This window comes from Enterobacter sp. 940_PEND, from assembly GCF_001059415.1.
In the GTDB taxonomy this organism is placed as follows: domain Bacteria; phylum Pseudomonadota; class Gammaproteobacteria; order Enterobacterales; family Enterobacteriaceae; genus Enterobacter; species Enterobacter cloacae_M.
Genome location: NZ_JUMS01000109.1, coordinates 1 through 22047, shown reverse-complemented (window position 1 = coordinate 22047; position 22047 = coordinate 1). Strand labels below are relative to the sequence as shown.

21 protein-coding genes are annotated in these 22047 nt (G+C 56.2%); 7 read left to right on the top strand and 14 right to left on the bottom strand.

Annotation, left to right across the window (positions count from 1 at the left end):
• Nucleotides 1-34 precede the first annotated feature (34 nt).
• From ADJ24_RS15190 to syd, 8 genes are all read right to left on the bottom strand, one after another.
• Nucleotides 35-1174 (bottom strand): glycerate kinase, encoded by a 1140-nt coding sequence (locus tag ADJ24_RS15190; protein ID WP_048702868.1) that lies wholly within the window; start codon nt 1172-1174, stop codon nt 35-37.
• A 77-nt stretch (nt 1175-1251) separates the two neighbouring features.
• Nucleotides 1252-2589: a glucarate dehydratase gene (gene gudD / locus ADJ24_RS15185; protein ID WP_023309019.1), complete on the bottom strand. Its 1338-nt coding sequence runs from the start codon at nt 2587-2589 to the stop codon at nt 1252-1254.
• Between the two features lie 15 nt (nt 2590-2604).
• Nucleotides 2605-3945, bottom strand: a complete 1341-nt coding sequence (locus ADJ24_RS15180) for an enolase C-terminal domain-like protein (protein WP_023309020.1) — start codon at nt 3943-3945, stop codon at nt 2605-2607.
• On the bottom strand, nt 3945-5300 hold the full coding sequence (gene gudP / locus ADJ24_RS15175) for a galactarate/glucarate/glycerate transporter GudP (protein ID WP_023309021.1): 1356 nt from the start codon (nt 5298-5300) through the stop codon (nt 3945-3947). The genes ADJ24_RS15180 and gudP overlap by 1 nt, the downstream gene beginning before the upstream one ends.
• A 295-nt stretch (nt 5301-5595) precedes the next feature.
• Nucleotides 5596-6045 (bottom strand): flavodoxin, encoded by a 450-nt coding sequence (locus ADJ24_RS15170; RefSeq protein WP_023309022.1) that lies wholly within the window; start codon nt 6043-6045, stop codon nt 5596-5598.
• A gap of 24 nt (nt 6046-6069) precedes the next feature.
• A complete protein-coding gene (gene truC, locus ADJ24_RS15165; protein WP_023309023.1) occupies nt 6070-6846 on the bottom strand; it encodes a tRNA pseudouridine(65) synthase TruC in 777 nt (258 codons plus the stop codon).
• Nucleotides 6843-7172, bottom strand: coding sequence for a YqcC family protein (locus ADJ24_RS15160; RefSeq protein ID WP_023309024.1), 330 nt, complete (start codon nt 7170-7172; stop codon nt 6843-6845). Before ADJ24_RS15160 ends, truC begins: the two co-directional genes overlap by 4 nt.
• A 631-nt stretch (nt 7173-7803) precedes the next feature.
• Nucleotides 7804-8349 (bottom strand): SecY-interacting protein, encoded by a 546-nt coding sequence (syd, locus tag ADJ24_RS15155; protein ID WP_023309025.1) that lies wholly within the window; start codon nt 8347-8349, stop codon nt 7804-7806.
• A 69-nt stretch (nt 8350-8418) separates the two neighbouring features.
• Between syd and queF the strand changes: the two genes are divergently transcribed.
• The 5 genes from queF (at nt 8419) to xni (ending at nt 14853) form a co-directional block, all read left to right on the top strand.
• A complete protein-coding gene (gene queF / locus ADJ24_RS15150; RefSeq protein WP_023309026.1) occupies nt 8419-9261 on the top strand; it encodes an NADPH-dependent 7-cyano-7-deazaguanine reductase QueF in 843 nt (280 codons plus the stop codon).
• Nucleotides 9262-9377: 116 nt separating this feature from the next.
• Nucleotides 9378-10742, top strand: coding sequence for a nucleotide 5'-monophosphate nucleosidase PpnN (ppnN, locus tag ADJ24_RS15145; protein ID WP_023309027.1), 1365 nt, complete (start codon nt 9378-9380; stop codon nt 10740-10742).
• Between the two features lie 514 nt (nt 10743-11256).
• The gene (locus ADJ24_RS15140) at nt 11257-12552 is read left to right on the top strand and encodes an HAAAP family serine/threonine permease (RefSeq protein WP_023309028.1); all 1296 of its coding nucleotides are present in this window, start codon (nt 11257-11259) and stop codon (nt 12550-12552) included.
• A gap of 65 nt (nt 12553-12617) precedes the next feature.
• Nucleotides 12618-13985, top strand: a complete 1368-nt coding sequence (locus ADJ24_RS15135) for an L-serine ammonia-lyase (RefSeq protein WP_048702864.1) — start codon at nt 12618-12620, stop codon at nt 13983-13985.
• A 112-nt stretch (nt 13986-14097) separates the two neighbouring features.
• The gene (gene xni, locus ADJ24_RS15130) at nt 14098-14853 is read left to right on the top strand and encodes a flap endonuclease Xni (RefSeq protein ID WP_021241892.1); all 756 of its coding nucleotides are present in this window, start codon (nt 14098-14100) and stop codon (nt 14851-14853) included.
• Between the two features lie 104 nt (nt 14854-14957).
• Here the strand turns inward: xni and rlmM are convergent, their stop codons facing one another.
• The 4 genes from rlmM to ADJ24_RS15110 all read right to left on the bottom strand — a co-directional run bounded on the left by rlmM (nt 14958) and on the right by ADJ24_RS15110 (nt 17980).
• The gene (rlmM, locus tag ADJ24_RS15125; RefSeq protein WP_023309030.1) at nt 14958-16058 is read right to left on the bottom strand and encodes a 23S rRNA (cytidine(2498)-2'-O)-methyltransferase RlmM; all 1101 of its coding nucleotides are present in this window, start codon (nt 16056-16058) and stop codon (nt 14958-14960) included.
• On the bottom strand, nt 16051-16446 hold the full coding sequence (locus ADJ24_RS15120; protein WP_023309031.1) for a DUF423 domain-containing protein: 396 nt from the start codon (nt 16444-16446) through the stop codon (nt 16051-16053). The genes rlmM and ADJ24_RS15120 overlap by 8 nt, the downstream gene beginning before the upstream one ends.
• Nucleotides 16447-16485: 39 nt before the next feature.
• Complete coding sequence (gene gcvA, locus ADJ24_RS15115) at nt 16486-17403, bottom strand: glycine cleavage system transcriptional regulator GcvA (protein WP_023309032.1); 918 nt, start codon at nt 17401-17403, stop codon at nt 16486-16488.
• A gap of 349 nt (nt 17404-17752) precedes the next feature.
• Entirely contained in the window at nt 17753-17980 is a 228-nt protein-coding gene (locus ADJ24_RS15110) for a YgdI/YgdR family lipoprotein (RefSeq protein ID WP_008499648.1), read from the bottom strand.
• A gap of 192 nt (nt 17981-18172) precedes the next feature.
• Between ADJ24_RS15110 and csdA the strand changes: the two genes are divergently transcribed.
• Together csdA and csdE are read left to right on the top strand one after the other, a co-directional pair.
• Nucleotides 18173-19378, top strand: a complete 1206-nt coding sequence (gene csdA, locus ADJ24_RS15105; RefSeq protein WP_023309033.1) for a cysteine desulfurase CsdA — start codon at nt 18173-18175, stop codon at nt 19376-19378.
• Nucleotides 19378-19824: a cysteine desulfurase sulfur acceptor subunit CsdE gene (gene csdE / locus ADJ24_RS15100; RefSeq protein ID WP_023309034.1), complete on the top strand. Its 447-nt coding sequence runs from the start codon at nt 19378-19380 to the stop codon at nt 19822-19824. The genes csdA and csdE overlap by 1 nt, the downstream gene beginning before the upstream one ends.
• Here the strand turns inward: csdE and tcdA are convergent.
• Entirely contained in the window at nt 19815-20621 is an 807-nt protein-coding gene (tcdA, locus tag ADJ24_RS15095) for a tRNA cyclic N6-threonylcarbamoyladenosine(37) synthase TcdA (protein WP_008499651.1), read from the bottom strand. The genes csdE and tcdA overlap by 10 nt on opposite strands.
• A gap of 75 nt (nt 20622-20696) precedes the next feature.
• Nucleotides 20697-21794, bottom strand: coding sequence for a murein transglycosylase A (gene mltA / locus ADJ24_RS15090; protein WP_023309035.1), 1098 nt, complete (start codon nt 21792-21794; stop codon nt 20697-20699).
• Between the last annotated feature and the right edge of the window lie 253 nt (nt 21795-22047).

Sequence of the window (22047 nt, the reverse complement as noted above, 5' to 3'; positions counted from 1 at the left end):
TCACCCCGATCCTCTCCCACAGGGAGAGGGAGAACTACATTCCCTGCCCCACTTTCAGCACCGCCGCGATATTCCTGGCGGCCATCCTGACGTTCTCGCTGGCATTTTCCAGCGCATCCTCCAGCGAGCAGATGGTGTAAATCACGCTAAACACCGCATCAATGCCGTGATCGTGTACCACGCCAACGTCCGCCGTCAGGCTGCCTGCAATGCCGATGACGGGTTTGTTAAAGCGTTTCGCCACTTTCGCCACGCCCACCGGAACTTTGCCGTGGATCGTCTGGCTGTCGATGCGGCCTTCTCCCGTGATCACCAGATCCGCATCGGCCACCTGGTCGGCCAGGTGTAGCGCATCGGTCACGATCTCAATACCCTGGCGAAGCTGCGCGCCGCAAAAAGCGTACAGCGCGGCCCCCATGCCACCCGCCGCGCCGCCGCCAGCAATGTTTAGCACGTCGATATCCAGATCCCGGGCAATGACTCTCGCATACTGCGCCAGCGCGTTGTCCAGTGTGACGATCATCTCGGGAGTCGCCCCCTTTTGCGGGCCAAATACGGCTGACGCGCCGTCCTCACCGGTGAGCGGATTCGTCACATCACAGGCGACCTCTATCCGGCACTCCGCCAGACGTCTGTCCAGCCCGCTCAGGTCGATACGCGCGAGTTTTCCCAGCTCGCCCCCGCCCTGCCCAAGGGGCTGCCCGCTGTCGTCCAGCAGCTTTGCCCCCAACGCCTGCACCATCCCTGCTCCGCCGTCATTGGTGGCGCTGCCGCCAATGCCGATGATGATATGCTTAACGCCTGCGTCCAGCGCGTGACGAATAAGTTCGCCCGTGCCCCACGAGGTGGTTTTCAGGGGATTACGCTGCGAAGGGACGACCAGCTCCAGGCCGCTAGCCGCCGCCATTTCAATAAAGGCACTCTGCTCGTCACCGGATAAGCCATAAAATCCTTCCACGCGCTCACCCAGCGGGTCGGTCACCGGAACATGTACAATGCGTCCCTGCGTTGCCGCGATCATCGCCTCAACCGTTCCTTCGCCACCGTCCGCGACCGGCAGTTTGACGTAAACCGCCTCGGGAAAGATCTCGCGAAAACCACGTTCTATCGCTGTCGCAACCTCAAGCGCACTCAAACTTTCCTTATACGAGTCCGGTGCGATAACAATTTTCATAAGCCATCCTTACGCATAGTCGTTACGTTAAGCATACACCACGTAAAAGACCGTTCGTGGGAGCGGTCCCAATGCGTTTATCGTACCATGCACGGGCGTTTATTGTCGAATGTCCAGTCGGGGATCAGATACTGCATCGCCATCGCATCGTCGCGCGCGCCCAGACCGTGTTTTTGATACAGCTCATGGGCTTTCATAACCTGGTCCATATCCAGCTCAACCCCTAGCCCCGGCGTGGAAGGCACCTGCACCATGCCACCTATGATCTCAAACGGCCGCTTAGTCAGACGCTGATTACCTTCCTGCCAGATCCAGTGCGTGTCGATAGCGGTAATCGTGCCCGGCGCGGCGGCGGCAACGTGCGTGAACATCGCCAGCGACACGTCGAAGTGGTTATTAGAGTGCGAGCCCCAGGTCAGGCCAAACTCGTGGCACATTTGCGCCACGCGCACCGACCCCTGCATCGTCCAGAAGTGCGGGTCTGCCAGCGGAATATCGACGGAGTGCAATGACAGGGTGTGTCCCATCTGACGCCAGTCGGTGGCAATCATATTGGTCGCGGTCGGCAGCCCCGTGGCGCGACGGAATTCCGCCATGACTTCACGGCCAGAGAAGCCCTGTTCAGCCCCACACGGATCTTCCGCATACGCCAGCACGCCTTTCAGCTGCTTACCAATTTTGATCGCTTCATCAAGCGACCACGCACCGTTCGGATCCAGCGTCACGCGCGCCTGCGGGAAACGTTTTGCCAGCGCGGTGACGGCTTCCGCCTCTTCCTCACCGGCCAGCACGCCGCCCTTCAGTTTGAAATCATTAAAGCCATATTTTTCGTACGCGGCTTCCGCCAGGCGCACCACCGCATCCGGGGTCATCGCCTCGTCGTGGCGAAGTCGATACCAGTCGCATTGTTCATCCGGCTGGCTCTGATAAGGCAATGGCGTCAGCCTGCGGTCGCCGACAAAGAAAAGATAGCCCAGCATTTCCACTTCGCTGCGCTGCTGCCCCTCGCCCAACAGCGAGGCAACGTTAACGCCCAGATGCTGACCCAGCAGATCCAGCATCGCGGATTCAATCCCGGTCACCACGTGAATGGTGGTGCGCAGATCGAAGGTCTGCAGGCCACGCCCTCCGGCATCGCGATCGGCAAAGGTATTGCGCACGGTGTTGAGGACATTTTTGTACTCGCCCAGCGTTTTGCCCACCACCAGCGGAATGGCATCTTCCAGCGTCTGGCGGATCTTCTCCCCGCCCGGAATTTCGCCCACGCCCGTATGGCCGGAATTGTCTTTGATAATGACAATATTGCGGGTGAAGAATGGCGCATGCGCGCCGCTCAGGTTCATCAGCATGCTGTCATGGCCCGCAACCGGAACGATCTGCATGGCGGTGACGACAGGGGTAGAAAAAGTACTCATCGTGTAATCCTTTTATCAGTGACGTCCAAAAACAGGGCGCTTACGGTCAAATGTCCAGCCGGGGATCAGGTACTGCATCGGGCCCGCGTCGTTACGCGCGCCGCCCGGTAGCTTTTTATACGCCTCATGGGCTTTATGGATCTGATCCCAGTCAATCTCCACGCCCAACCCCGGCGCATCCGGTACGGCGATCTTGCCGTTGATGATTTCCAGCGGATTTTTCGTCAGGCGGGCTTCCCCTTCCTGCCAAATCCAGTGGGTGTCGATGGCGGTCGGGTTACCCGGCGCCGCCGCGCCAACGTGGGTAAACATCGCCAGCGAAATATCAAAGTGGTTGTTCGAGTGACAGCCCCAGGTCAGCCCCCAGTCATCGCAGAGCTGCGCCACGCGCACTGCACCTGAAAGCGTCCAGAAGTGAGGGTCCGCCAGCGGTATGTCGACGGCGTTCAGCATCACCGCATGACCCATTTCACGCCAGTTGGTGGCGACCATATTGGTCGCGACAGGCAGCCCGGTGGCGCGACGAAACTCGGCCATGACTTCACGGCCCGAGAAGCCCTGCTCCGCACCGCAGGGATCTTCTGCATAGGTCAGGACATCCCCCAGCCCTTTGCACAGGCTAATGGCTTCATCCAGCAGCCATGCGCCGTTGGGATCGACGGTGATCCGCGCATCCGCAAAGCGTTTTTTCAGCGCCCGGACCGTTTCAATCTCCTGCTCGCCGGGCAGCACGCCGCCCTTCAGCTTGAAATCCTTGAAGCCGTAGCGATCCTGCACCGCCTCGGCCAGCCGCACCACCGCGTCGCTGGAGAGCGCTTCCTGGTGGCGCAGGCGATACCAGTCGTGATCGCCCGTGGATCGAGCCAGATAAGGGAGATCGGTCTTATTGCGATCGCCAACGTAGAACAGATAGCCCAGCACCGTTACCGCATCGCGCTGTTTGCCTAGCCCCAGCAGCTCGCAAACCGGAACATTGAGCGCCTTACCCAGCAAGTCGAGCAGGGCGGCCTCCAGCGCGGCGACCGCGTTGACGCGCAGTTCAAACGTCCAGGCACCTTTACCGAACGTATCAAAGTCCGCCGACTGATTGCCCTTATGGACCCGCTGAACGACCTTGTTCAGGCGGGCGACCTCCTGACCCAGGACCAGCGGAATGGCATCGACCAGCGTCTGGTAAATCACCTCTCCGCCCGGGGCTTCGCCCACGCCGGTATTCCCTGAGCTGTCTTTCAGCACGACGATATTACGGGTAAACCAGGCGCTATGCGCACCGCCAATGTTGAGCAGCATGCTGTCCTGCCCGGCTACCGGAATGACCTTCATCTCCGTAACGGTTGGGCTCGATTGCGTTGTCATCATCCACGCTCCGCAACAGGTTTAAGTTCGACGCGTTTGATATCCCCAACCAGCACCAGGTAACTCAGCACCGCCACCAGCGCATGCACACCCACGTAGATCAGCGCACCGTTGAAAGAGCCGGTGGTGCCGACGATGTAGCCGATAGCGATAGGCGTAACAATCCCGGAGATGTTGCCGAACATGTTGAACAGACCGCCGCTCAGGCCGCTGATCTCTTTCGGTGCCGTATCCGCCATCACCGCCCAGCCCAGCGCGCCAATGCCTTTGCCGAAGAAGGCCATCGCCATAAAGCCGATAATCATCCATTCGGCGTTGACGTAGTTACAGAACACCATGGTCATGGAGAGCAGCATGCCGAGCACAATCGGGGTTTTACGCGCGATGTTCAGCGAGCCGGTCCGGCGCATCAGCCAGTCGGAAATCACTCCGCCGAGCACGCCACCGACGAAGCCGCAGATTGCCGGAACCGACGCGACAAATCCCGCTTTCAGAATCGACATGCCGCGAGCCTGCACCAGGTACACCGGGAACCAGGTGATGAAGAAGTAGGTTAAGGCGTTAATACAGTACTGGCCCAGATAGATGCCGATCATCATGCGCGAGCCGACGAGCTGCTTGATCTGCGCCCATTTCTGGCTGAACGGGACTTTTGCTTTTGCGGATTTCTGATCCATATTGATCAGCGCGCCACCTTCCGCGATGTACTCCAGCTCTTTTTTGTTCACGCCAGGGTGCTGGTTGGGTTCGTGGATCACTTTCAGCCAGACGAAGCTGATGACGATCCCAAGTCCGCCCATGAAGAAGAAGACGTGCGACCAGCCCACCTCATGCGTCAGCCAGCCCATGATTGGCGCGAAGATCACCGTTGCGAAGTACTGTGCGGAGTTGAAAATCGCCACCGCCGTTCCCCTCTCCTGCGCCGGGAACCAGGCAGCGACAATGCGGCTGTTCCCCGGGAAGGAAGGTGCTTCCGCTAAGCCTACCAGGAAGCGCAGCGTGAAGAGCGCCACGATAATGCCGAAGCCGCTGAAGATATCGACGAACCCCTGTAACAGGGTAAACATCGACCAGATAAAGATGGACCAGAAATAGACGCGTTTAGATCCAAAACGGTCCAGCAGCCAGCCGCCAGGAATTTGCCCGATGACGTAGGCCCATGAGAATGCGGAGAAAACGTAACCCATGCCCACCGGATCAAGGCCGATGTCTTTTGCCATTTCCGAACCGGCAATCGACAGCGTGGCGCGGTCACCATAGTTAAAGGATGTGACGATAAACAGCATCACCACTATCCAGTAGCGGGCGTTGGTGCGCTTTTCAGCGCTGCTCGCTGCGTGGCTTAATGTACTCATTGTTGCACTCCTGAAACATAGCTTTCGCCTGGTTCATTCTGTACAGCACCGGTAGGGTAATCAGAATGAGATTGGTGTTTTGTCGTTTTGGTACGGCCTGACGCCGTTTTATAGTGACCGGAAAAGTATATGAAGGAGTGCCTCATCACCTCACCGTGCAGAAACACAGTATTAAAGGATGTATGAGAGGTTGTTTATGGCATAAGCCCAGGGGAATGGAAGGTGGTTCACGGAATTGGCGTTTGGAGCGGGATGTATCGCCGGGCGGCGGCTACGCCTGACCCGGCCTACACAACTATTTAAGGAGAGTTGCCCAGTGCTCGACCCACGGGTTCGATTCGCTTTCGGGTTCAGGATGCTCCCCGGCATCAATCAGCAGCATCTCGCCGACGCGCTGGGCGCTCTGTTCCTGCAGGAGCGCATCGAACTGCTTGCCGCCGCCGCAGAAGTTAGCGTAAGAACTGTCGCCCAGAGCAATGATGCCGTAGTGCACGTCCGGCTGATAGCCAAGCTGGTCTTTAATGCCCTGAAACAGCGGCACGATGCTGTCCGGCAGATCGCCCTGCCCGGTGGTGGAGGTCACCACCAGAATGTATTTATCTGTATACTTTTCCCAGTCTGCCAGTTCCGGATCTTCATAGACCGTGGCTTTATGGCCCTGGCTGGCGAGTATTGCCTCAGCCTCTTCCGCTACCAGCAGCGAGTTGCCGTACATTGTCCCGACAAAAATGCCTACTTCAGCCATGATGTTTTCCCATAATGAATGCGCTTACCGTTCATCCTGAACGTTGCCCGATACAAACTCAACCCTTTCATTTTCGGGGAGTTGGCCCAGCCAGCCAAACTGTGACAGCGCCTGCATCCAGACGTCGTCCAGCCCAGCACGGATAGTCAGCGGCTCGCCGGTAAACGGGTGCGTCAGGCTCAGCTCGCTGGCGTGAAGCATCAGACGATGGCAGCCAAAGTGTTCGGCCGCACTGCGGTTCTGGCGCAAATCACCGTGTTTGCTGTCGCCAATAATCGGATGGCGCAGGTGCGCAAGATGGCGCCGCAGCTGGTGCTTACGCCCGGTTTTAGGCAGAAGCTCAACCAGGCTGTAGCGTGTGGTCGGAAATTTGCTGGTTGCAACCGGCATTTCGGTCGTCGCCATGCCGCGATAATCCGTCACCGCGGGCTGCGGACCTTTGTCATCGCGGGCAAATTTATCGGCGATTTTGTCCAGCTCCTCTACCAGCGGATAGTCCAGCGTGGCGGCTTCCGTCAGCCAGCCGCGCACGATCGCGTGGTAGCGCTTTTGCATCTGATGCTGTTCAAACTGCTGTGACAGCAAACGCCCCGCCTCGCTGGAAAGCCCCATCAGCAGCACGCCGGAGGTCGGCCTGTCGAGACGATGGGCGGTAAAAACATGCTGACCAATCTGGTCGCGAACGGTCTGCATCACCACCACTTTCTCATCGCGATCGAGCCAGCTGCGGTGTACCAGCCAGCCTGACGGTTTATTCACCGCTACCAGCCACTCGTCCTGATAGAGGATCTCAAGCGTCATGCATCTTCACCGGCAAACAGGGCATCCAGTTTTTCCAGTTCGACCAGCATCACGTCGCGCGCAGGGTGCGTCGCCTCGAGCGCCATTTCATAGTAGGGAGAGACAGCAAACGCCTGCGGCAGCGGGTGACCGCCCTCAAGCAGGGCGTGCATGCGCGGAATTAACACCCACTGCAGCCATTCAAACGGGGCCAGCGTATCCAGGCAGAAGGGCTGAGTGCTCGCGAACGCTTCTGGCTGCGGCGCGGTCTCCTGCCACAGCTGATGTTGGCGCAAAAGGGCTTCGATGGCGTGCAACTGAGCACGAACGCTATCGTGTTGCGTCATAGTAACCTCAACTGAAAAAGTGAACGGCGCGCAGCATAGCATTGCGGAAGGCAGAAATAAAAAAAGGGAGCACTGTAAAAACAGTGCTCCCGGTTCGTTTCGCAGCATTCCAGCTACAATTCGTGCTCCCTGCTCATCCGTGACAACTTTTCCTGAAGCCCGAAGGCCTGGTCATCCGTAAGCCGATGCATCCTGCACACATCTTCCTGACGCGTTTGTCTCATCCTGAAACATCCTGGCCTTCCTGACCCACCGACCATCCTGACCGGCTCTCATTCTCCTTCCTGGAGGTGTCCCTTACGCATCCTGCGTTATCCACTTCGCTTCATCCTGAAGCCTTCCTGCAGCGCCATCCTGACGAGTCCTGTGTGAGAAACGCCATCATCCTGATGTTCGTTTCTCGTGTCGGCGTCCTGTCGACGGAGATAGAATCCGCTATTCCGCTTCGTCTTACAACCCACTCAGCCGGAGTTGTAAGACGCACAGGCTCCCTAAAAATAATAGGATGAACAACTAATCTATTGAAAAATAGAGTGTTATTAATCTGAATTTAATAAGGTAATACTGAATGTTCCAGCGATCTCTCACAAACCTTGTAAGAGATCTCTCACACGCGCTGTAGCAGCATGGATTACAGAAGGGGCTCAAGTCGGGTGAGGAAATCCGCAAGAGAGGGGGCGAGAGTCTCGCGATTGCGGGTGCCGATAGTCTCTTTAACCACTTCACCTGACAGGTTACAGACGGATAACACATCCAGTTCGCTGTCCAGCGTGGCAATAAAGAGCGTCGGAGAAAGCTTAAGGCGTTTTTGCGTGACCAGATGACCAATCAGGTTTTCCTGAACACGCTGCAGATCGTCTTCGCTCCAGGTCTGCAACAGCGTCAGCGTGATATCAGCAAAGCGCGCGGGCATATCCCCTGCGAACTGCGTGGTATAAAACGCGTGAACCGCTGGTTGTACCACAATGTCCATTGCACGCTCAACCGCATTTACATTTTGCTCGCCGTCGAAAGGTTTTGGCTGCCAGATAACGTAATCGTCGACTGAAGAGATAATGCACGGCGAGGGTACGCCATACAAATCAGTGCTTTGTGGCCATGTTCCGTGCTTTTCATGCCATGCATCGCAGTAGCGGGCCGTGAAGGTAGTGAGGGCATTTGCAGTTTCGATGTCCACCGATTTCTCTCTTCTTGTCAGACAGGATAAACTCAGGCCATAAGTGTACCTGTAAAGTGGCTATGAAACATGTCTTACGAAAATCATCAGGCGTTAACCGGCTTAACGCTGGGTAAATCGACCGATTACCGCGATACCTACGATGCAAGCCTGCTGCAGGGCGTGCCGCGCAGCCTGAACCGCGATCCTCTGGGCCTGCATGCGGATGCCTTGCCGTTTGTCGGCGGTGACATCTGGACGCTGTACGAACTCTCGTGGCTTAACGCGCGCGGTCTGCCGCAGGTGGCAGTGGGCCACGTTGAGCTGGATTACGCCAGCGTTAATCTCGTGGAATCCAAAAGCTTTAAGCTCTATCTCAACAGCTTTAACCAGACTAAATTCAACAGCTGGGACGACGTTCAGCACACCCTGGAACGTGATTTAAGCGCCTGCGCGCAGGGAAAGGTGAGCGTTTCACTGTATCGCCTGCACGAGCTGGAAGGGCAGCCAGTCGCCCGCTTCAACGGGACCTGCATCGACGATCAGGATATCGAGGTGGAGAATTATGAATTCAGCGCCGATTACCTCGAAAACGCGGCGAGCGGCAAAGTGGTTGAAGAGACGCTGGTCAGCCATCTGCTGAAATCTAACTGCCTGATCACCCACCAGCCGGACTGGGGCTCGGTGCAGATCCAGTACCGCGGCCCGAAAATTGACCGGGAAAAGCTGCTGCGCTACCTGGTGTCTTTCCGCCATCACAACGAATTCCACGAGCAGTGCGTGGAGCGCATCTTTAGCGATATTCAGCGTTTCTGCCAGCCAGAAAAACTGAGCGTTTATGCGCGCTATACCCGCCGGGGCGGTCTGGACATCAACCCGTGGCGCACCAACACCGATTTTGTGCCGGCAACGGGACGGCTGGTGCGTCAGTAATATAAATATTTTCACAATATGCGCGGTATCTTCCGCGCTTTAGGTTGTGAAACGTCACGCGCCAGGGCTATTGTAATCAACAGGGAAAGACGATAATCGTCCCGTAAGGAGCTCACTTGATTACACATATTAGCCCGCTTGGCTCAATGGATATGTTGTCGCAGCTGGAAGTGGACATGCTTAAGCGCACGGCCAGCAGCGATCTTTATCAACTGTTTCGTAACTGTTCACTTGCCGTACTGAACTCCGGAAGCCTGACAGATAACAGTAAAGAACTGCTGTCCCGCTTCGAAAGCTTTGATATCAACGTGCTGCGCCGCGAGCGTGGCGTGAAGCTTGAAGTCATCAACCCGCCGGAAGAGGCCTTTGTCGACGGGCGCATCATTCGTTCACTTCAGGCTAACCTGTTTGCCGTGCTGCGTGACATTCTGTTTGTTAACGGGCAGATCCACAACGCAGGCCGTTTCCAGCATCTCGACCTGGAAAGCTCGGTCCATATCACCAACCTGGTGTTCTCCATTTTGCGTAACGCCCGGGCCCTGCACGTTGGCGAAGCGCCGAACATGGTCGTCTGCTGGGGCGGCCACTCCATTAACGAAACTGAATACCTTTATGCGCGTCGGGTGGGCACCCAGCTCGGCCTGCGCGAGCTGAATATCTGTACCGGCTGCGGTCCGGGTGCGATGGAAGCGCCAATGAAAGGTGCCGCAGTAGGTCACGCGCAGCAGCGTTACAAAGAGGGACGGTTTATTGGCATGACCGAGCCGTCAATCATTGCCGCTGAGCCGCCTAACCCGCTGGTTAACGAGCTGATTATCATGCCGGATATCGAGAAACGTCTTGAAGCGTTTGTCCGTATCGCCCACGGCATTATCATCTTCCCGGGCGGCGTAGGGACAGCGGAAGAGCTGCTCTACCTGCTGGGTATTCTGATGAACCCGGCCAACAAAGATCAGGTTCTGCCGCTGATCCTGACCGGGCCAAAAGAGAGCGCCGACTACTTCCGCGTGCTGGACGAGTTTATCGTGCACACGCTGGGCGAAGCCGCGCGTCGTCACTATCGCATCATCATTGACGATGCCGCAGAAGTGGCGCGCCAGATGAAAAAAGCGATGCCGCTGGTAAAAGAAAACCGTCGCGATACCGGCGATGCGTACAGCTTTAACTGGTCAATCCGTATCGCGCCGGACCTGCAGATCCCGTTCGAGCCAACGCACGAAAATATGGCGAACCTGAAACTCTATCCGGACCAGCCGGTGGAAGTCCTGGCTGCCGATCTGCGTCGTGCCTTCTCCGGGATTGTGGCGGGCAACGTGAAAGAGATGGGCATCCGCGCCATTGAACAGTACGGTCCATACAAGATCCACGGCGATCCGGAGATGATGCGCCGCATGGACGACATGCTGCAGGGCTTTGTCGCCCAGCACCGCATGAAGCTGCCGGGCTCAGCCTATATTCCTTGCTACGAAATCTGCACATAACGCTCAACAGCATCTGATTAAAGCCGGGTCGCCCTGTTGCGCGTCCCGGCTTTTTTATTACCGAGGTAATTCATACGCATCACTTATGTCTTTTACAAACTATGCGCAAACGCAAACGATTACCTGGTTTTTTCAACCGTAAATTATCAGCCTTAATCCAAATTACCTGCCAGAAAATACTAAAAACCCATTTCTTTACAGCTAAAGACACCTATATCACGGGCCAGTCTTTCAGCTCACATGTCGTTGGTGGTAGCCTTCGCGCCCGTAAATTCTCTTTGGCGTTTTTTTAACAGATAAATGGTCTAAAGATGCCCACATCATAAGTGGATTATTGCATTTGGGATCAGGATCACTGATAGATTCATAACTAGAATGTATCTTTCCGCCCGCCAATAGTTACGGGCAAAAATTATTAAAAAACCGTCACTGAACGAATTTCATATTACCGTCAGGCACTTTTTCATCGGATTTGACTAAAAACCTGACAATTCGCTTCCTCCAGGAGATACAGATGGAAACCACTCAAACCAGCACCGTTGCTTCGATTGAATCCCGAAGTGGTTGGCGCAAAACGGATACCATGTGGATGCTTGGCCTTTACGGCACGGCAATCGGCGCTGGTGTACTGTTCCTTCCTATCAACGCAGGCGTCGGCGGTCTGATCCCGCTGATCATTATGGCTATCATTGCTTTCCCGATGACCTTCTTTGCACACCGCGGTCTGACCCGCTTCGTGCTGTCCGGTAAAAACCCGGGTGAAGACATCACTGAAGTGGTTGAAGAGCATTTCGGCGTGGGCGCAGGTAAACTGATTACCCTGCTCTACTTCTTCGCGATTTACCCTATCCTGTTGGTTTACAGCGTGGCGATCACCAACACCGTTGAAAGCTTCATGCTGCACCAGCTGCACATGACGCCGCCACCGCGTGCCATCCTGTCTCTGATCCTGATTGTCGGCATGATGACCATCGTGCGCTTCGGTGAGCAGATGATTGTGAAAGCGATGAGCGTACTGGTGTTCCCGTTTGTGGCCGCACTGATGCTGCTGGCCTGCTACCTGATCCCACAGTGGAACGGCGCAGCGCTGGAAACCCTGTCCCTGAGCAGCGCATCGGCAACCGGTAACGGCCTGCTGATGACCCTCTGGCTGGCGATTCCGGTGATGGTGTTCTCCTTCAACCACTCCCCAATCATCTCCTCTTTCGCCGTGGCGAAACGTGAAGAGTACGGTAATGGCGCAGAGAAGAAGTGCTCCAGCATCCTGGCGCGCGCTCACATCATGATGGTACTGACCGTTATGTTCTTCGTCTTCAGCTGCGTACTGAGCCTCTCCCCGGCGGATCTGGCGGCAGCGAAAGAGCAGAACATCTCTATTCTGTCTTACCTGGCGAACCACTTTAACGCACCGGTCATTGCGTGGATGGCACCAATCATCGCGATTATCGCCATCACCAAATCCTTCCTGGGCCACTACCTCGGCGCGCGTGAAGGCTTCAACGGTATGGTGATTAAATCTCTGCGCGGTAAAGGCAAGAGCATTGAAATCAACAAGCTGAACAAAATCACTGCACTGTTCATGCTGCTCACCACCTGGGCGGTAGCGACCCTGAACCCAAGCATCCTGGGCATGATTGAAACCCTGGGCGGCCCGGTCATCGCAATGATTCTGTTCCTGATGCCGATGTACGCGATTCAGAAAGTCCCTGCTATGCGCAAGTACAGCGGTCATGTGAGCAACGTCTTTGTGGTTATCATGGGTCTTATCGCAATCTCTGCGATCTTCTACTCCCTGTATACCATGTTCTGATTATCACCCGCGCCGTCTTCGGACGGCGCACTCCTCCCTCTCTGACTGAAAGCAATGGACGCATCATGATTAGCGTATTCGATATCTTCAAAATCGGTATTGGTCCTTCCAGCTCTCACACCGTCGGACCAATGAAAGCCGGTAAGCAGTTCACGGATGACTTGATTGCACGCGGCATCTTGCATGACATTACCCGCGTGGTTGTCGATGTATACGGCTCGCTTTCCCTGACCGGGAAAGGCCACCATACCGATATCGCCATTATCATGGGCCTGGCGGGAAACCTGCCGGATACCGTTGATATTGATGCGATCCCTGGCTTCATCCAGGATGTGAACACCCACGGTCGCCTGCTGCTGGCGAACGGTGAGCATGAGGTTGAATTCCCGGTTGACCACTGCATGAATTTCCATGCGGACAACCTGTCGCTGCACGAAAACGGCATGCGCATTACCGCGCTGGCCGGCGACAAAGCGGTATACAGCCAGACGTATTACTCTATCGGCGGCGGCTTTATCGTCGACGAAGACCACTTTGGTCAAACCAATACCTCTTCTGTCGAAGTGCCGTATCCGTACAAAACGGCGGCGGACCTTCAGCGTCACTGCCAGGAGACGGGCCTTTCCCTCTCCGGCCTGATAATGAAAAACGAGCTGGCACTTCACAGTAAAGAAGAGCTCGAACAGCACTTCACTAACGTCTGGGAAGTGATGCGCGGCGGTATTGAGCGCGGGATCACCACCGAAGGCGTTCTGCCGGGCAAGCTTCGCGTGCCGCGTCGCGCTGCTGCGCTGCGCCGTATGCTGGTGAGCACCGACAAAACGACGACGGACCCGATGGCCGTTGTAGACTGGATCAACATGTTCGCCCTGGCGGTAAACGAAGAGAACGCCGCAGGGGGCCGCGTGGTCACCGCGCCGACTAACGGCGCCTGCGGTATCGTTCCGGCGGTGCTGGCGTACTACGACAAGTTTATCCGAGAAGTGAACGCGAACTCGCTGGCGCGCTACCTGCTGGTCGCCAGTGCGATTGGTTCGCTGTATAAGATGAACGCGTCTATTTCCGGTGCGGAAGTGGGCTGTCAGGGTGAAGTCGGCGTGGCGTGCTCCATGGCGGCGGCGGGTCTGGCCGAACTGCTAGGTGCAAGCCCGACACAGGTGTGCATTGCTGCGGAAATCGGCATGGAACATAACCTGGGACTGACCTGTGACCCGGTTGCCGGACAGGTACAGGTGCCGTGCATCGAACGTAACGCGATTGCCTCAGTGAAGGCGGTGAACGCGGCACGTATGGCGCTGCGCCGCACCAGCGAGCCGCGCGTCTGTCTCGATAAGGTTATCGAAACCATGTACGAAACAGGTAAAGATATGAACGCCAAATACCGCGAAACCTCTCGCGGCGGCCTGGCGATGAAGATCGTGACCTGCGATTAAGCCCCTCAGGAAGCCTCGTTTTGCGAGGCTTCTTCCTGTTTTCCCCACCATTCATAGTTTCACGCTGCTGACAGTGTTACCCTTCACGCATGAGATAGAAGGGAGATTATCTGTGGCCGTTCATTTACTTATCGTCGATGCTCTTAACCTGATCCGCCGTATCCATGCGGTACAGGGGACGCCTTGTAAAGACACCTGTCTGCACGCGCTGGAACAGCTTATCCGCCACAGTGAGCCCACCCATGCGGTCGCGGTATTTGATGACGAAGCCCGCAACACGGGCTGGCGACACCAGCGTCTGCCCGACTACAAAGCCGGACGCGCCCCGATGCCGGACGATCTTCACGCTGAATTGCCCATGCTGCGCGCTGCATTTGAACAGCGGGGCGTTCCCTGCTGGGGTGCACAGGGAAATGAAGCAGACGATCTCGCGGCCACCCTGGCCGTAAAGGTGGCAAGCGCCGGACATCAGGCCACTATCGTTTCAACTGACAAAGGCTACTGCCAGCTGCTCTCCCCGACTATCCGCATTCGCGACTATTTTCAAAAACGCTGGCTGGACGCGCCGTTTATTGCCAGCGAGTTCGGCGTCTCGCCTGAGCAACTGCCGGATTACTGGGGGCTGGCAGGCATCAGCAGCTCTAAGGTTCCGGGTGTCGCCGGTATTGGGCCGAAGAGCGCCGCGCAGCTGCTGACCGATTTTCAGAGTCTGGAAGGGATTTACGCCCGTCTGGATGAGGTACCGGAAAAGTGGCGCAAGAAGCTGGAGGCGCATAAAGAGATGGCGTTTATCTGCCGGGAAATCGCAACGCTACAGACGGATTTACAGCTGGACGGGAATTTACAGCAGCTGCGGTTAGAACGTTAATATCCCCTCACCCTAACCCTCTCCCCATGGGGGAGAGGGAATTGGTGCGGTCTTTTCCTCCTCGCCCCTTTGGGAGAGGGCCGGGGTGAGGGGCAATCAGCGGACTATCGCTCGTCGCGACGTCCGCCGACCGCAGCCCACCAGCGACGAATATGCACCGTCACCTCTTCACGGTCGTGATACAGCTGACGCGCCTGGATCTCCACGTTAATTCCGTGTTCATCCATCTGCTCCTGAATGTAGGCGAGGTTCTGCGACACTTCCTCATAGCGCTTTTTCATCGGCAGCTTGAGGTTGAAAATGGTCTCACGACACCAGCCGTTGACCAGCCAGGAGGCCATCAGCGCGGCGACTTTTGCCGGCTTCTCAACCATATCGCACACCATCCACGAGATGTTGTTACGGTTCGGGCGATATCGGAATCCGTCTTCACGCAGCCAGGTAACCTGCCCGGTGTCCATCAGGCTTTGCGCCATTGGGCCGTTATCAACGGACGATACCCACATATTGCGTTTCACCAGCTGATAGGTCCAGCCGCCCGGGCACGCGCCAAGGTCGACGGCGTACATGCCGTTTGCCAGACGCTCATCCCACTCATCTGCCGGGATAAAAACGTGGAACGCCTCTTCCAGCTTAAGCGTGGAACGGCTTGGCGCATCGGACGGGAAGCGCAAACGCGGAATACCCATAAAGAAGGGAGAGTTGTTGGTGGTGTACGAATAGCCTGTATAACAGCAGCCCGGTGCGATAAAGAAGATATGCACCACCGGACGCTTCGGCGTTTCGTAGTTCGTCAGCACGCCCGCATCACGCAGCGCCGCACGCAGCGGCACGGTGAACTTACGGCAGAACTTCATCAGCTCTTTACTTTCGTTGGTATCCGCCACTTCAACGCGCAGATCGCCGCCCTTCTCCACCACGCCCTGCAGCATGCCGACAATAGGCGTGATGCGGTCTTCCGGCGGAAGATCCTTCAGCAGCTCACCCGCGACAAACATCTGGCGAGCAAAGATCAGCGAGCTGAACGGCAGCTCGCGCGCCAGCTTGTCCGCGTCTTCAGGCTGATAGCACTCGAATACCACATAGCCCGCGTTTTCTTTTACGCGGGCAAAGCCGAAGACTTCGCGCTTCGCCGCTTTATCGGTAATTTCCGCGGCGCACTCTTTCTCAAACCCCGGGCGACAATATAAAACAACCTTATTCATGAACAACGCCCTTGCGTTTCAGACGGATAGCTCCGATAAACATTAATACCCAACCCGCCAGGAAGCTGAAGCCGCCGACAGGTGTAACAAACGCCCACAGGCGCAAATGTGAGAGCGCAAGGCAGTACAGGCTACCGCTGAACAACACGGTACCCAGCGCCATAAACACGCTGCTCCAGTAAAACCAGATACTGATACGACGCTGCATCGCCACCGCCAGCCCAAAAATAGCCAGCGTGTGGAACGCCTGATATTCAAGGCCGGTCTGGATCCAGCCCATCTCTACTGCGCCCAAAGACTTGCTTAATACATGTGCGCCAAAGGCGCCCAGTGCAACAAAAATAAAGCCACTCACCGCGGCAAAAATCAGCATGAATCGGCTGGTCATGTTTAAGTCCTGAGTTGATGCGTGCCCGGCACACAAACGTTATTGCTCATACCTGAAGCGGAATTTTTCTTGCTCGGTTGCCGCTTTCGCCAGTATCCACTGCCGGAAGGCGGCTATTTTACCCAGTTCTGCCTGACTGTCATGACAAACCAGATAAAACGCATTCTTGCTGACCAGTACATCATTAAAAGGGCAAACCAGGCGGCCTGCCTCAATTTCGGACTGCGCCATGACGTTGTTTGCCAACGCCACGCCCTGCCCGTGAATGGCAGCCTGTAACACCATCGCACTGTGGCTAAAAATGGGTCCCTGCTGCACGTTAATATGTGTAAGACCTAATTGACGGGTATAAGTTTGCCAGTCGCGGCGAGAGGCATCATGCAAAAGCGTATGCTGAGCCAGATCAGCGGGTGACTTCAGCGCCTTCTCACCTGTTAACAGCAGAGGAGAACAGACCGGCAGGAGATATTCTGCGTATAATTTTTCAACGCGCAAGCCCGGCCAGTTACCGCGACCATAAAAAATGGCGACATCTACGTCATCGGCCAGCTTGTCCTCCTGACGATCTACCGCCTGGATTCGAACGTCGATCCCCGGATAAGCTGAGTTAAAGCTTGAGAGTCTTGGCACCAGCCAATGAATGGCAAAACTGGGCAATAAACTGACGGTCAGAGCACCTTTTGCACTCCGAGCCTGCAGCTTACGAGTGGCTTCCGTAAGCTGGGAAAAAATCTCTTTAATATCCTGAAAATAGCTCTGCCCCTCTTCGGTCAACAGCAACGAACGGTTGCGTCGACGAAACAGCTTAAGGCCCAGAAAATCCTCCAGAGACTTGATTTGGTGACTTACTGCGGCCTGTGTCACAAAAAGCTCATCTGCCGCGCGGGTGAAGCTCAGGTGACGTGCTGCTGCATCAAAAACACGTAATGCATTAAGGGGTGGCAATCGCTTTGACATGGTTATCTGGCTTAGATGTTAACGGATTTTAACAAACAGGAAACAACGTTTAACCTATTAGTTTTTTTTATCTGAGCCATTATAATTTGTCCGTTGAGGAACTACCAGCAAATACCTATAGTGGCGGCACTTCCTGAGCCGGAACGAAGAGCTTTTTTCGGAATGCGTGTTCTGAAGGGCTTTTGGCTTACGGTTGTGATGTTGTGTTGTTGTGTTTGCAATTGGTCTGCGATTCAGATCACGGTAGCAACGCTACCAATTTTTCACTTCCTGTACATTTACCCTGTCTGTCCATAGTGATTAATGTAGCACCGCCAATTTGCGGTGCTTTTTTTTCGCCTGCGATCTGTTAATGCTCGATCTCTTTCATCTCTTTCACGTCCGTGCGGTTGATCTGCTGCTTGTTCCCGTTAGCATCTTTGTACGAAATCATCCCGGTATCATTATCGGTAGTCGGTTTCCCTTCCGAAACGATAGAACGACCATCGTTGGTGTGCATCACGTAGTTGTTACCAGAACAGGCGCTCAGGGCAAAAGTAAACGCACAGGCAGAAATGATTGCAGCTGTCTTATTCATGATTATTCTCCTTTAGCAATTAATGCTATTCAAACCTCGATTTATAACAGGCTAAAACATCCGCCTAACACTATTTAGCATAACCTGCTTTTTTGAGGTCGTAAGGATAAGCAGACAATTCTGATAGATATCAACCTCCTTGCCCTGCCGCTGAAATTGCGCGACGATCGCTATATTGAAATGAGGAATCCCATGAACGCTTTCAGTCCTGCGCAGTTCCGCGCACAGTTTCCGGCCCTGGCCGATGCAGGTATTTACCTGGATAGCGCCGCCACCGCCCTTAAGCCACAGGCGGTGATTGAGGCCACGCAGCAGTTCTACAGCCTGAGCGCCGGGAACGTGCATCGCAGCCAGTTTGCCGAAGCCCAGCGATTAACCGCGCGCTACGAAGCCGCACGCGATCAGGTCGCGCGCCTGATCAATGCCGAAAGCGGGAAAAACATCGTCTGGACGCGCGGCACCACCGAAGCCATCAATATGGTGGCCCAGTGCTACGCGCGCCCGCCGCTTCAGCCGGGCGATGAGATCGTCGTCAGCGAGGCGGAACATCACGCCAACCTTGTGCCGTGGCTGATGGTGGCCGAGCAAACGGGTGCACGCGTGGTGAAGCTTCCACTGGGTGCAGACCTTCTGCCCGACGTGGCCCGTCTCCCCGAACTGATTACCCCTCGCAGCCGCATTCTGGCGCTCGGACAGATGTCGAACGTCACGGGAGGTTGCCCGGACCTGGCTCAGGCTATTCGCATTGCCCATGCAAGCGGGATGGTGGTGATGGTCGACGGCGCTCAGGGCGTGGTGCACTTCCCCGCTGATGTGCAGGCGCTTGATATCGATTTCTATGCCTTCTCAGGGCATAAGCTCTACGGGCCAACCGGTATTGGGGCGTTGTACGGCAAGCCTGAACTGCTGGCAAAAATGACGCCGTGGCTGGGTGGCGGCAAAATGATCACCGAAGTGTCGTTCGATGGCTTCAAAACTCAGGATGTTCCCTATCGCCTGGAGGCCGGTACGCCGAACGTGGCGGGTGTGATTGGCTTAAGCGCGGCGCTGGAGTGGCTGGCAGAAACAGACATCGTTCAGGCTGAAAGCTGGAGCCGGGGGCTGGCGACGCTGGCAGAGGAAGAACTCAAAAAGCGCCCGGGCTTCCGCTCGTTCCGCGTTCAGGATTCAAGCCTGCTCGCCTTTGATTTTGCGGGCGTACATCACAGCGACATGGTGACGCTGCTGGCCGGGTACGGCATTGCCCTGCGTGCCGGACAGCACTGCGCCCAGCCGCTGCTGGCGGCGCTTGGCGTTAACGGTACGCTGCGCGCCTCGTTTGCGCCGTATAATACCCAAAGCGATGTCGACGCGCTGGTTGCCGCCGTTGACCGCGCCCTTGAAATACTGGTGGATTAATGACTAGCGCTGCTTTAGCCGGACATCCGTTTGGCACCGTCATCACAGAAGAGACCTTAAAACAGACCTTCGCCCCGCTCCAGCAGTGGGAAGATAAATATCGACAGCTGATCCTGCTGGGTAAACAGCTCCCTGCCCTTTCAGACGATCTTAAAGCGCAGGCGAAAGAGATCGCAGGCTGTGAAAACCGCGTCTGGCTGGGCGTGAGCGTCTCCGGCGAGACGCTGCACTTCTTCGGCGACAGCGAAGGCCGCATCGTCCGGGGCCTGCTGGCCGTATTGCTGACCGCTGTGGAAGGGAAAAGCGCGGCGGAATTGCTGGCACATTCGCCGCTGGCGTTATTTGATGAGCTTGGGCTGCGCGCGCAGCTCAGCGCCTCGCGCGGTCAGGGGTTGATCGCGCTCAGCGACGCGGTACTGGATGCCGCGCGTCAGGCTCAGGCCTGACGTTCCGCCTTCGCCATCATTTTCTTGAGGGCGTGAGACACCGCCACAAAGCCGAAGGAGGCGGTCACCATGGTGGCCGCACCAAAACCTGAGGCGCAGTCCATTCGTTTTGGCCCTTCCGCCGTGCTTTTCATCGCGCAGACTGAACCATCCGCCTGCGGGTAGACCAGCGCTTCGGTCGAGAACACGCAGTCGACGCCGAGCTTGCCTTTGCTGTTCTTCACCACGTTAAAATCGCTCTTCAGGCGCTCACGCAACTTGGCCGCCAGCGGATCCTGGATCGTTTTCGCCAGATCGGCCACCTGGATCTGCGTCGGATCGATTTGTCCGCCCGCACCGCCCGTCGTGACCAGCGGCACCTTGTAGCGACGGCAGTATGCGATCAGCGCCGCTTTTGGCCGCACGCTGTCGATGGCGTCAATCACATAGCTGTAGCCTTTGCTCATGTACTCCGCGACGTTATCTGCCGTCACAAAGTCGTCGATCACCGTCACGCGGCACTCCGGGTTGATGAGACGAATACGCTCCGCCATCACCTCGGATTTTGCCAGGCCGACGCTATCACGCAGCGCATGGATTTGACGGTTAGTGTTGGTGACGCAAACGTCATCCATGTCAATCAGCGTGATTGCGCCAATACCGGTTCTCGCCAGCGCTTCTGCCGCCCACGACCCCACACCACCAATGCCCACGACGCAGACGTGCGCATCCGCAAACAGCTGCAGGGCTTTTTCACCATATAAACGTGCCGTCCCGCCAAAACGCTGGCGCCAGGCGTCGCTGATTACCACAGACATAAGACCTCAGATGTAAAAAGGGTGAGGTTTTCCTCACCCTGAACAGTAATCCGTATTGTGCTCAGAATATCACAATCAGCCGCTGAATACGTTTCCAGCACCCGGCGCCGCCTTCAGTACCCACACGCGTCCGTAGTGGTTATACCAGCCCGCGCGATGGCCTGCGTCAGGGCCAATACCCTGATAGATGTCGAAGTGCTGGCCTTTAATTGCCCCGCCGACGTCCAGCGCCACCATCAGACGCAGCTCATACTGACCGTTGAACTTGCCGTTATTGTCCAGCAGAGGGACTTCAGCCAGCAGCGTGGTGCCTGCAGGAATAATCGAACGATCCGATGCTACCGACGCGCGGCCAATCAGCGGAACCGCGCTGGCCCCTTTCACCGGCGCGAAGTTTTGCGGTTTGAAGAAGACGAACGACGGGTTCTGCTCCAGCAGCTCGCGCACCTCGGCTTCGCTGTGTTTCTCGCCCCACTCGCGGATCGCCTGCATCGACATATCTTCTTTCTTCACTTCGCCGCGGTCGATCAGCACCTTACCGATACTGCGATAGGCGTGGCCGTTTTTACCGGAATAGCTGAAGAAGTTAAGCGGCGACCCGTCGCCAAAATCAATGTAGCCGCTGCCCTGAACGTCCATGATGAAGTTATCCATCAGGGAGTTGCTGTAGGCCAGAACGTAGTTTTCGCTTAGCGCACCGGCGTAGATCTCAGCGCGAGACGGCAGACGACCGCGTTTTGGCGGCATACGGTAGATAGGGTACTGGAACTCGCCCTGACGCGAGTGCCGTGCCTGGATAACCGGGGTGTAGTAGCCGGTAAACTGGACGTTGCCGTAGTTATCGGCCCCTTCCATCTGCCAGGCGTCGATACCAAACTGACGCATGTTGCGCGTATCGCCGCCTGCTTTCAGCCAGTCCTGGACCGCGTTATACACGCTACTCTGGGTACCATACAGACGCGGCGACGCGTTGCGGATCTGGTAGACCTGCTCGGAGAAATCACCGGCATTAATCGGTGCGCCGACGGCATCAGGCTGATTAACTAAAGAGAAAGGCTGGGATAACTTCCCGTCTTTATACTGTTGACCGCGATCGGTCGGTTTGGAAGAACAGGCCGCAAGAATCGCTACCATTGCGCCCGCCATCAGATACTTCGCCCAACGTCCTTTCATTATATCTCGTCTTTAAGTTGCCCATTTCCGCGTGATGAAGATAACAAACCGCCAGGGCTAATGAAATGCGATCGCATGCCCTTTGGCAAATTTTGCGCAAAAAATAGTCCAAACAGAGCCATGTCGTTCAATTTGCATACAAAATCATGATTTATGTGAAAAAGGGGTTGCATCACAAACCTATCCGAGTATAGTGCGCATCCACGGACGCGGGGTGGAGCAGCCTGGTAGCTCGTCGGGCTCATAACCCGAA

Bases quoted from the DNA above. Each gene is read 5' to 3' on its own strand.
- ADJ24_RS15190 (WP_048702868.1), bottom strand. From the start codon at position 1,174: ATGAAAATTGTTATCGCACCGGACTCGTATAAGGAAAGTTTGAGTGCG.
- gudD (WP_023309019.1), bottom strand. From the start codon at position 2,589: ATGAGTACTTTTTCTACCCCTGTCGTCACCGCCATGCAGATCGTTCCG.
- ADJ24_RS15180 (WP_023309020.1), bottom strand. From the start codon at position 3,945: ATGACAACGCAATCGAGCCCAACCGTTACGGAGATGAAGGTCATTCCG.
- gudP (WP_023309021.1), bottom strand. From the start codon at position 5,300: ATGAGTACATTAAGCCACGCAGCGAGCAGCGCTGAAAAGCGCACCAAC.
- ADJ24_RS15170 (WP_023309022.1), bottom strand. From the start codon at position 6,045: ATGGCTGAAGTAGGCATTTTTGTCGGGACAATGTACGGCAACTCGCTG.
- truC (WP_023309023.1), bottom strand. From the start codon at position 6,846: ATGACGCTTGAGATCCTCTATCAGGACGAGTGGCTGGTAGCGGTGAAT.
- ADJ24_RS15160 (WP_023309024.1), bottom strand. From the start codon at position 7,172: ATGACGCAACACGATAGCGTTCGTGCTCAGTTGCACGCCATCGAAGCC.
- queF (WP_023309026.1), top strand. From the start codon at position 8,419: ATGTCTTACGAAAATCATCAGGCGTTAACCGGCTTAACGCTGGGTAAA.
- ADJ24_RS15140 (WP_023309028.1), top strand. From the start codon at position 11,257: ATGGAAACCACTCAAACCAGCACCGTTGCTTCGATTGAATCCCGAAGT.
- ADJ24_RS15135 (WP_048702864.1), top strand. From the start codon at position 12,618: ATGATTAGCGTATTCGATATCTTCAAAATCGGTATTGGTCCTTCCAGC.
- rlmM (WP_023309030.1), bottom strand. From the start codon at position 16,058: ATGAATAAGGTTGTTTTATATTGTCGCCCGGGGTTTGAGAAAGAGTGC.
- ADJ24_RS15120 (WP_023309031.1), bottom strand. From the start codon at position 16,446: ATGACCAGCCGATTCATGCTGATTTTTGCCGCGGTGAGTGGCTTTATT.
- gcvA (WP_023309032.1), bottom strand. From the start codon at position 17,403: ATGTCAAAGCGATTGCCACCCCTTAATGCATTACGTGTTTTTGATGCA.
- ADJ24_RS15110 (WP_008499648.1), bottom strand. From the start codon at position 17,980: ATGAATAAGACAGCTGCAATCATTTCTGCCTGTGCGTTTACTTTTGCC.
- csdA (WP_023309033.1), top strand. From the start codon at position 18,173: ATGAACGCTTTCAGTCCTGCGCAGTTCCGCGCACAGTTTCCGGCCCTG.
- csdE (WP_023309034.1), top strand. From the start codon at position 19,378: ATGACTAGCGCTGCTTTAGCCGGACATCCGTTTGGCACCGTCATCACA.
- tcdA (WP_008499651.1), bottom strand. From the start codon at position 20,621: ATGTCTGTGGTAATCAGCGACGCCTGGCGCCAGCGTTTTGGCGGGACG.
- mltA (WP_023309035.1), bottom strand. From the start codon at position 21,794: ATGAAAGGACGTTGGGCGAAGTATCTGATGGCGGGCGCAATGGTAGCG.